The organism is Neisseria sp. P0009.S007 (genome assembly GCF_051962515.1).
Genome location: NZ_JBQCVF010000547.1, coordinates 1 through 1002, shown reverse-complemented (window position 1 = coordinate 1002; position 1002 = coordinate 1). Strand labels below are relative to the sequence as shown.

The following is a 1002-nucleotide window of genomic DNA, read 5'->3' as shown; positions in this document are numbered from 1 at the left end:
GAAAAAATCAGGCTTAACCAAACTAAACCTCTTTTATCTCAAAGCCTTAACAAAACAAAGACAGTCTGAAACCCAGTTTCAGACAGCCTTTATAATGAATAATACTATTCTTCGCGGCCATTGAAATACTCGGCCGCGCCACCTTCGAAAAACCCTTGCAAAATCGCCTGCGCCGCCACTTGGTCAAGTACGGATTTTTGTTTTCGGCCAAATACTTGTGCTTCTGCAAGCAGGCTTTCGGCGTATAGGGAAGACATCCTTTCGTCCACCCAATAAACCGGCAAGTTAAAACGTCCCTGCAAACGGCGGCCAAACTTGCGGCTCAAACGGGTCAGCTCATGCTCCGTACCGTCGGTATGCGTCGGCAGGCCGACCACAAAATACTTGGGCTGCCATTCTTTGACCAGCTTGGCAATGGCCTCGAATTTTTCATCGTTGCTGTTGCCAGTTACCGTCGCCAGCGGATGGGTCATACCCAGCTCTGCCTCGCCCTGCGCCACGCCGATACGCGCCTCGCCGAAATCAAAGGCCAAAACCGTGCCTTTTGGTGCATCAGGCATGGCCGACTCCTGAAACCAAGGCGTTCGGATTGACACCCAATTTTTCAAAAGCGGCGGCATAACGGAGTTCGTAAGGCACATCAAAAAGAATATGCTCGTCCGCAGGCACGGTCAGCCAAACATTTTCTGCCAGCTCGCGCTCCAACTGCCCTTTGCCCCATTTCGAATAACCAATACTGATCAAAGCCTTGTCCACCGCACCTTCTTTAGACAAGTTTTCAATCACATCGCGCGAAGAAGTCAGCGCGACGTTATCGGTTACCACCATGCTGTTTTGCCAGCGGCCGATCGGCGTATGCACGACATAGCCGCGCTCAATCTGAACCGGCCCGCCCATCATCACGTTTTCATGTTGCAGGCGCAACGGGATATTGCGGTCGGCGGCGGCGAAAATCATGTCCATGGTAATCGGCGAAGGCTTGTTGATGATGATGCCCAGCGC

Annotated in this window: 2 protein-coding genes; both read right to left on the bottom strand. The window is 52.1% G+C overall.

Translation table 11 applies throughout. From position 1 onward, the window contains the following. Positions 1 to 104: 104 nt before the first annotated feature. Positions 105 to 560, bottom strand: a complete 456-nt coding sequence (ruvX, locus tag ACTHS3_RS14705; protein ID WP_070608128.1) for a Holliday junction resolvase RuvX — start codon at positions 558 to 560, stop codon at positions 105 to 107. Next, positions 553 to 1002, bottom strand: a 450-nt coding sequence (locus ACTHS3_RS14700; protein WP_440367586.1) for a YqgE/AlgH family protein, incomplete at its 5' end; no start/stop codon positions are given. The genes ACTHS3_RS14700 and ruvX, both read right to left, overlap by 8 nt.